This is a genomic window from Deltaproteobacteria bacterium (genome assembly GCA_012522415.1).
Lineage (GTDB): Bacteria > Desulfobacterota > Syntrophia > Syntrophales > JAAYKM01 > JAAYKM01.
The window spans coordinates 1-8,083 of sequence record JAAYKM010000053.1 but is presented as its reverse complement, the minus strand read 5'-3'; the positions used below and the strand labels follow the sequence as shown (position 1 = coordinate 8,083).

The following is an 8,083-nucleotide window of genomic DNA, read 5'->3' as shown; positions in this document are numbered from 1 at the left end:
GCTTCCCAATCATGATGGGACTGAAGATGTGGGGGTACTTCTTTAACCCTGGTAACATGTCTTCCATCTTGCATTGCCTCCTTCTGAAATTTTCAAGTCTGTAATAAACTATAATCCCGGCGAAAAATAAAACCAAACCCGCCGACTATAACAAAATAAAAACAAAAATAACCGGAAAATACCCGGGGCAAGAGGCTCCCGGCACTCCGATCCTCAAACATCCCTAAAACATCGTTACTACTAACATATCCACCCAGTCCCTGTCAAGGGATTATTGGGGATGATCGCCGGGATCGGACCGCTTCTTCCACCCTGTTCCGGCACCGGTTTTTCTCGGTTTCCGGCCCTCCATGACGGCCATGTTGTCGCGGTGAATGACTTCATCGTAGTCTTTGTAACCCAGGACCTCGCTGATCTTCGACGACTGGATTCCCATGATTTTGCGTATTTCCGCGGCGCCGTAATTGACGAGACCCTTGGCAAAAGCTCCGCCCTGCGGATCCACGCATGTCACGGGATCGCCCGCCTCGAAGTCACCGTCCACACCGGCGATTCCCGAAGGAAGCAGACTCTTTCCCGCCTCGATGATGGCGCGTTGCGCCCCCTCGTCAACGGTCAGCCTGCCCTGGGAGGGGAGCGTAAAGGCGATCCAGTATTTCCGGCTGTTCAGGAGTTCCCCGGCCGGAAGGAAAAGTGTTCCCGTGTCCTTTCCCGCGAATATGTCTCCCAGTACGCCGGGTTTTTTCCCCTGGGCGATGATGTAGGGAATACCGGACAGGGTCACCTTTTTGGCCGCCAGGACTTTGCTGCGCATACCCCCGCTTCCCTCGGCGGTCCCTTCCGCCGAGGCGGCCCCTTCGATTTCCTCCGTGATCTCGTGGATAACGGGGATGCGCCTGGCATCCCTGAACACACCGGGATCGCGGTCGAACAGGCCCTCCGTCATGGTCAGATTGATGACCAAGTGAGCCTCCGTGGCGTTGGCGATCATGGCCGCGAGGTTGTCGTTGTCGCCGAATTTGATTTCTTCAACGGCGACGGTATCATTTTCGTTGATGATGGGAATAACCCCCCATTCCAGAAGCGTGGAGAGCGTGTGCCGGATGTTGAGGAACCGTTTCCGGTCGGTCAGGTCGCTCATGGTCAGAAGAATCTGGGCGACGTTGATCTGATGACGGCCGAAGGCGTTGGAATACACCCGCATGAGCCGCCCCTGACCGATGGCCGCGGCGGCCTGTTTCTGGGGAATGCTTCTCAGGGAGGTCGTGATTCCCATACGATGCTTCCCGGAAGCGATCGCCCCGGACGTCACCAGGACGACATGATACCCTTCGCGGATCAGGCCGGATATCTCACCGGTCAGTTGTTCGATGATCCGGAAGTCGAGGCCATCCTGCCCCGTCAGCACCGCGCTGCCGACCTTGATAATCACTTTTTTGACGCCCTGCAAAATATCTTTATGGATGTTCGTCATGGTTTATCTCATTTGGACGGGTGTTCAGCGTCTTGACGATTGCGTCGATTACTTGCGGCAATCCTTCTCCGGTCACTGCGGAAAAAGTCAGCACTTCTAAGCCTTTTTGAGCAAAAAAATCAATCTCTTTTTGCAGCTTGTCCCGGGTTTCCGTCAGATCGACCTTGTTGATGGCCACAAGCTGCGGTTTCGCGGCGACACCGGCGCCGAAGGACGACAGCTCGGAATTGATGAGGGTATACTTTTCCCAGCCTGAAAGAGGCGAGGCGTCGCCGATGTCGATGATATGGAGCAGGAGCCTGGTCCGTTCGATGTGTTTCAGGAAGCGCACGCCCATCCCTGCACCCCGGTGCGCCCCCTCGATCAGTCCCGGAATATCGGCGACCACGAACGTGCGGCAGAAACCGTAAGAAACGACGCCCAGGTGGGGTGACAAGGTGGTGAAGGGATAGTCTGCGATGTTCGGTTTCGCCGCGGAAACCCTTGAAATGAAGGTGGATTTGCCGACGTTGGGCAAGCCGACCAGGCCGACGTCGGCGATCAGTTTAAGTTCCAGACGGAGACGGCGTTCTTCTCCCGGCATCCCCTCCTGTGAAAAACGGGGGGTTCGTCGGGTCGCCGTCTTGAAGTGGGCGTTGCCCTTGCCGCCGATACCGCCCCGGGCGACGACGCACGCCTGTCCGTCCACCGTCAGATCGGCGAGGATTTCTCCTGAACACGTATCCGTGATGACGGTGCCCACGGGAACGGTCACGACCACGTCCGGGGAGCTCGCCCCCGTTTTTAGATTTCCCCGGCCGGATTCGCCCCTCCGGGCCGTATGGCGGGGTCTGTGTTTCAGGTCCAGCAAAGTGTGGTGGGTGAAGGACGCCCTGATGATGACGTCCCCCCCCCTGCCTCCGTCGCCGCCGTCGGGCCCCCCGCGGGGAACATGCTTTTCCCGCCGGAAGCTGACACAACCGTGCCCACCGTCTCCGGCTCTCACATGGATTTCCATTTCGTCAATGAATTTCATCTCAAATCTTGCCTGACCGGTTTTGCGGGACGAGGGCGGCGGCAGGAAACGACCCGGCACGTCCGATTTCCGTCTGGGTCGGCCGAAGAAAAGGGGCGGATGCTCCGGAGGTGTCTTGCGAAGTAAACAGCCCCGGTGTCAAAATAAAAGAGGCGCCCGGGGCGCCTCCTTTACTCGATAAGGATAAATGAATTGTCACCCGCGAATCCACCTCTTGCGGGTGGACGGGAATTATAGCCTTTTGACCTCTACGGCGGATTTGCCCTTGACGTCCTCCTTCACTTCGAACTCCACCTCGTCGCCCTCTTTCAGACTTCTGAAACCCTCCGCAACAATGGAACTGTGATGAACAAAGATATCCCCCCCCGACTGACGGGAAATAAACCCGTACCCCTTTTTGTCGTTAAACCACTTGACGACTCCGGCCTCACGATCACCCATCTTTTTCCCATGCCTCCTTTTTTTACATCACTGTACAGCGTACACGGTGACCTTCTTGTGATTTTTGTCGAGTCTTTCGAAGTTGACGATGCCGTCGATTTTCGAGAATATGGTGTAGTCTTTCCCCAGGCCGACATTGTGGCCCGGATGCAGTTTCGTTCCAAGCTGGCGGACGATTATTCCTCCGGCGCGGATGGCCTGGCCGCCGAACACCTTGACACCACGCCGTTGCGCGTTGCTGTCCCGGCCGTTACGCGAACTCCCCTGTCCTTTTTTGTGTGCCATGACTTCTGTACCTCTTACATGGAAATTTCTGTGATCCGCATACTCGTCAAGAGCTGACGGTGCCCGGTTTTCTTTCGGTACCCCTTTCGTCTCTTCATGCGGAAAACCGTTATTTTCGGGCCCTTCTTCTGGGCGACGATCTCTCCGAATACCCGCGCCCCCTCGACTACCGGGGTTCCCAAGCGTACATCCTCTCCGTCAGCGATCAGAAGCACCTCGTCAAATACAAAACTATCCCCCTTGAGTCCTTCCACCTTTTCGATGGACAGCACATCGCCGGGTGATACGAGATGCTGTTTACCGCCTGTTTTGATGACTGCGTACATGATTTAATCCCTGCAAATATTTTTGGCGCACTTTACCCAATGTCGATCCGGTTTGTCAACAAAATTTATAACCCTGTTCGGGGCGGAAGGCGAAAACGCCGACCGGACAGTCGGATCGGGACGAACTGTGCGGCCCCTTTCCCCGTTTATGGACTCCGGAAAAAGGTCTCCGTCTTGGTGACTTGCGTTTCTCCGAGGGCGGCGGCGTCCATGCCCAGCACGTGCCGGAGAAAATCAAGGGGATTCAGGGTGCCGTCGTTACGGCGCCTCACCCTCAGATCGATGACGCGCCGCGCCGCGTCGAACTGCAGACCCTCCACGAGGGGACGGATATCCCGGGTCACGGTTCTGTCCCTGATTGTCTTGGCGGTCACGAAGGAGGGGGCGTCCAGAAAAAGTCTGATTTTCTCTCCGATGTCGTCATCCGGATCCATGGCCCCCGCTCCGGGCAGGGCGAGGCGATACCTGAAACCGAGGATCGTTTCGCTCAACGGCGCGCCGGCAGGGGATATTTCCGTCATGTCCAGGATGGTCATGCCCGAGGGCAGCGCCCGGTTGGCCGCCCTGATGAAATGTTCCCTGTCCGGAACGGGCGCTGCGACCCGGATGTCCGCATATTCGCCCAGGCTTTTCACGCCGACGGGAAGAGCCACGGCAAAGGAGATCCGGGGATGGGGGTGGAAACCTCGTGAATAGACGAACCGAAGGCCCCCCTGTTTTATGGCTCGCGTGAGGGCTGAAGCCGTCTCGAGATGGGACAGGAGGCGTGAGAGACCTTCCTTGCCGAAAAGGATCCGGAACCGTTTTTCCCTGTTTTCACCGTCCATGGTGGGGACGCTCCGGGCGCCCCCGCCGGAAAGCACCCGTTCCTCGTCGACGGCCAGGGCCGTTTTGATGTTCACATGGTCGCAGGCCCCGCAATGGTGGCACGGGGAGGAGCGACAATCGGGGGTTGCCTCCCGGAGGGCCGCCTTTTCCGCCTCCCGCCGGAGAAAATCCCGGGTGGGTCCCGCATCGATTCGGTCCCAGGGTAAAGGGGCCAGGGGGTCCTTCGCCTCCAGAGGGGACGTCACGTCGTCCCGGCCATGCGCCAGGGCCGTTTCCCAGAGGGAGAACCGGAAAAGATCGCTCCAGCCGTCAAAGCGGGCGCCCCGCTGGTACGCCTCCTCGATCATCCGCCCAGCCTGCTCGCTTCCCCGGGAAAGGATCCCCTCCAGCCAGGACATACGGTGGTCGTGCCATTTGACCGGAAGATTGCGCCGGCGGATTGTCCGCCGGAAGTAATCCTGTTTTTCCAGGGTTTCCTCCATGGAGATCTGCCGGCTCCATTGAAAGGGCGTATGGGGTTTGGGAACGAAGGTTGAGAGGCTCACCGTCACCTGTCCCCGGTTCCCGCCCTCAGCGAGGACGCGGCGGGCCAGGTCGGTAATGCCCTCCAGGTCCCCGTCCGTTTCACCGGGCAGGCCGATCATGAAGTACAGTTTGAGCCTTTTCCAGCCGGCGTCGAAAACCCGCCGCGCCGTCGCCAGCAGCTCCTCCTCCGTGTTCCCCTTGTTGATGATGTCCTGGAGCCGTTGGGTCCCCGCTTCGGGGGCGAGGGTGAAGCTCGTTTTTCGTACCCGCCTGATGTCGTCGATCAGTCTTTTCGTCAGGGTTTCCACGCGCAGGGACGGCAGGGCCAGGGCGACACGGTCCCTGTGGTAGCGGTCCATCAGGAAGGACAGGAGAGGTTCTATGTAGGTGTAATCGCCGGCGCTCAGGGACAGGAGGGAGATTTCATCGTACCCCGTGGCCGACAGGTTCCCGTCGGCCATCGCAACGAGGGTCGCCGGATTCTTCTCCCGCACGGGACGCCAGACCATGCCCGCCTGACAAAAGCGGCAGCCCCGCGTGCAGCCCCGGGCGATTTCCAGGGTGACCCGGTCGTGGATCGTTTTCATGACCGGCACGACGGGACGGGAGGGGAGGCGCCATTCGGTGAAATCCTGCAGAACCCGTTTCCGGATGATGTCGCTTTGCCCGTGCACCGCCGGGACATACAGGCCCTCTATGCCCGCCAGGGCTTCCAGGGCCCGGTTCCGCGAGACCCCCCTCGCCTTGCCCGCCATGACGGCGGCGCTGATTTCCCCGATGATTTCCTCCCCCTCGCCGATGGCGAAGGCGTCGATGAACCGGGACATGGGGGCCGGGTTGAAGGCGCAGGGACCGCCGGCGATAATGAGGGGATCCCCGTCGCGCCGGTCCGCCCGCCTCAGGGGGATGCGGCCCAGTTCGAGCATGTTGAGAACGTTTGTGTAGGACAGTTCGTACTGAAGGGAAAACCCGACGATATCGAAGCGGTTCAGGGGGGTGCGGCTCTCCATGGAGGACAGGGGGAGACCCAGGCGGCGCATCCCCTCCTCCATGTCCGGCCAGGGGGCGAAGCAGCGCTCGGCGACGACGCCGGGCGTATCGTTCAGAACGGCGTAGAGGATCTGAAGCCCCGGGTGCGACATGCCCACCTCGTAGGTATCGGGAAAGGCCAGGGCGAAGGAAAGCCCGCACGGCCGGGGGGTCTTGCGGGGGGCGTTCACTTCGCCGCCGATGTAGCGGCTCGGCTTTCCGACCGAGGAAAGGAGAGATTCGAAAATCATCCCTCCGTTTCCTGACCCGTTCCCGGGAAGGGGTACGTTTTTTTTTCGAGGTCCCTGTATTTCGAGCGGACAAAGCAGCGGGCGAAATCGGGCCTGGAGAGATAGGGGAGGGTGTCTTCTTTGAAGGCGGCGACAAACCCCCGGAAAACCCGTTCCCTCTCCCCTCTGGGAACGAAGGACCGTTCGTTGCCGTGTTCGAACAGGAGGGAGTCGCCGTAATGGTGCCGCATCCTCTCGCAGCCTCCGTCGTCCCCGGTGAAGAAAGACGGATCGATGGGAAAGGGGGCAAGGATGCGCAGGGATACCCTGTCCGTGTCCGCCGCGATCGGCCGGGAGCAGTCCCGTATTTCCAGTACGATACCGTTCGGCAACGCGATTTTTTCGATCAACTCCCCGTCCATGGTTCCTTTCGCTTCTCGTGTTCCATCACGACGCGCCGGAAACGACGGCGGCCGTCCACCCCTCGGCCCGGAGGAGAGGCTCCTCACGGCCCGGACCCCGCTTGCGGGCAGCGTCACGGAAGGTCACACGCCCCGACGAGGCCCGTTTTGTATCATCTTTGTGCTTGACCTGCAACACCATTCCCTTTATATACTTTTTCGTGCCGACGCCCTGAAGCAACATTCCGTTTTTCAAGGCGAAACGGCATAAACGGCGCCGGGGCATCTCCTCATGACGTCCGGTGCCGGGAGGGGATTATGGACAACGGTTCGGTTTTATCCTTGTGCGCGACGGGGGAATTTCCATGATTCCCGGGGATTCCGTCCATTTGTGCCAGCCCGGCGGGGGAAAGTCCTGCGGCGCCTGCTGCGGTCTGTACAATTACGCCGACAGCCGGAAGGCGTCCCTTTCCCTCAGACTGCATGAAAGGACCCGGTTGTTCCGGGAGGCGGTCCGTGGACGCGGCGATCTTCCGGCCTACGCGGCGCGGATCCTGGAAACGGAGGATCCGGCGAAACGCTACGAGGTGATTTACTGTTGCGAGTACCTGGGTTTTATCGATCCGGAAGAGCGGAAGGTGGGGTGTCTCCTCCACCCATGCGGGAACGGCGGGGAGGACTTGCGGGACGCCTCCTTTTACGGAAAAGAACTGTGCGCCGGCCACTTGTGCCCCAGCTATCATTACCTTTCGCGGGAGGAGAGCCTGTCTCTCGTCCATATCGTGGAAGACTGGTATCTTTACGGCCTCTGCGTGACCGACATCGACCTGGTCAAGACCTGGTTTCGTCTGATTGCCGACAGGGTCCATGAAATGCCCGCCTCCCGGCGGTTCGTCGTCGGCCCCCTTCGGGATATTTCCCTGAGGTTTTTTTCCCTGAAGCTGACCTGGCCTTACCGTTCCTCCGATACGAACCGGTTGGGCAAGTACTATTTCGACGGTTCCCGCTACATGACCAGGCCCATCGATTACGGAGCTTTAGGCTGTGAGCCTTCCCGGTTCGACGGGATATTCCAGAGCCTCGCTTCGGAATTTCGTCATGGCGGGGAAATCCGGCGGGCGGAGGGGTTGATCCAGGGCTATATCGACGATTTTGCGGCACGTTACGGGGCGGAATGAGCCGTTCCGGACGCGCCCGGATGATTGATTCAGGACGGGGTGGGATGATGGAGGGGATGCGCAGAAAAATTCTTTTTTCCAGGGAAACGATCGACAGCCGGGTCCGGGACCTGGCGGCACGGATTTCGCGGGACTACGAGGGGGGGGACCTGATCGTCATCGGTGTTCTGAAGGGGGCCTTTGTCTTCATGGCCGACCTGATCCGGGCCCTGACCATTCCCTGCCGGGTGGATTTCGCGCGTATTGCAAGCTACGGCGGGGGGGTGGTCACTTCGGGGAAGGCGGTTTTGACAAAGGACATCGAGACGTCGATCCGGGGAAAAGACATCCTCATCGTCGATGACATCGTCG

9 protein-coding genes are annotated in these 8,083 nt (G+C 59.6%); 2 read left to right on the top strand and 7 right to left on the bottom strand.

Annotated elements, in window-relative coordinates; translation table 11 throughout:
- Positions 1-271: 271 nt before the first annotated feature.
- From proB to GX147_05215, 7 genes are all read right to left on the bottom strand, one after another.
- Positions 272-1,465 (bottom strand): glutamate 5-kinase, encoded by a 1,194-nt coding sequence (gene proB / locus GX147_05245; protein NLN60106.1) that lies wholly within the window; start codon positions 1,463-1,465, stop codon positions 272-274.
- The gene (obgE, locus tag GX147_05240; protein ID NLN60105.1) at positions 1,458-2,489 is read right to left on the bottom strand and encodes a GTPase ObgE; all 1,032 of its coding nucleotides are present in this window, start codon (positions 2,487-2,489) and stop codon (positions 1,458-1,460) included. The genes proB and obgE overlap by 8 nt, the downstream gene beginning before the upstream one ends.
- 231 nt (positions 2,490-2,720) lie before the next feature.
- Positions 2,721-2,930 carry a cold shock domain-containing protein gene (locus tag GX147_05235; GenBank protein NLN60104.1) on the bottom strand — a complete coding sequence of 70 codons (210 nt, stop codon included), beginning with the start codon at positions 2,928-2,930 and terminating at the stop codon, positions 2,721-2,723.
- Positions 2,931-2,957: 27 nt separating this feature from the next.
- Positions 2,958-3,215 (bottom strand): 50S ribosomal protein L27, encoded by a 258-nt coding sequence (gene rpmA / locus GX147_05230; protein NLN60103.1) that lies wholly within the window; start codon positions 3,213-3,215, stop codon positions 2,958-2,960.
- Positions 3,216-3,229: 14 nt separating this feature from the next.
- On the bottom strand, positions 3,230-3,541 hold the full coding sequence (gene rplU / locus GX147_05225; GenBank protein NLN60102.1) for a 50S ribosomal protein L21: 312 nt from the start codon (positions 3,539-3,541) through the stop codon (positions 3,230-3,232).
- Positions 3,542-3,687: 146 nt separating this feature from the next.
- Positions 3,688-6,174: a TIGR03960 family B12-binding radical SAM protein gene (locus GX147_05220; protein NLN60101.1), complete on the bottom strand. Its 2,487-nt coding sequence runs from the start codon at positions 6,172-6,174 to the stop codon at positions 3,688-3,690.
- On the bottom strand, positions 6,171-6,692 hold the full coding sequence (locus tag GX147_05215) for a hypothetical protein (GenBank protein ID NLN60100.1): 522 nt from the start codon (positions 6,690-6,692) through the stop codon (positions 6,171-6,173). The genes GX147_05220 and GX147_05215 overlap by 4 nt, the downstream gene beginning before the upstream one ends.
- Before the next feature lie 227 nt (positions 6,693-6,919).
- Between GX147_05215 and GX147_05210 the strand changes: the two genes are divergently transcribed.
- The gene (locus tag GX147_05210; GenBank protein ID NLN60099.1) at positions 6,920-7,732 is read left to right on the top strand and encodes a hypothetical protein; all 813 of its coding nucleotides are present in this window, start codon (positions 6,920-6,922) and stop codon (positions 7,730-7,732) included.
- A gap of 47 nt (positions 7,733-7,779) precedes the next feature.
- Positions 7,780-8,083: hypoxanthine phosphoribosyltransferase (locus tag GX147_05205; protein ID NLN60098.1), on the top strand; the 304-nt coding region annotated here is incomplete at its 3' end.

Bases quoted from the DNA above. Each gene is read 5' to 3' on its own strand.
- obgE (NLN60105.1), bottom strand. From the start codon at position 2,489: ATGAAATTCATTGACGAAATGGAAATCCATGTGAGAGCCGGAGACGGT.
- GX147_05235 (NLN60104.1), bottom strand. From the start codon at position 2,930: ATGGGTGATCGTGAGGCCGGAGTCGTCAAGTGGTTTAACGACAAAAAG.
- GX147_05220 (NLN60101.1), bottom strand. From the start codon at position 6,174: ATGATTTTCGAATCTCTCCTTTCCTCGGTCGGAAAGCCGAGCCGCTAC.
- GX147_05210 (NLN60099.1), top strand. From the start codon at position 6,920: ATGATTCCCGGGGATTCCGTCCATTTGTGCCAGCCCGGCGGGGGAAAG.
- rpmA (NLN60103.1), bottom strand. From the start codon at position 3,215: ATGGCACACAAAAAAGGACAGGGGAGTTCGCGTAACGGCCGGGACAGC.
- rplU (NLN60102.1), bottom strand. From the start codon at position 3,541: ATGTACGCAGTCATCAAAACAGGCGGTAAACAGCATCTCGTATCACCC.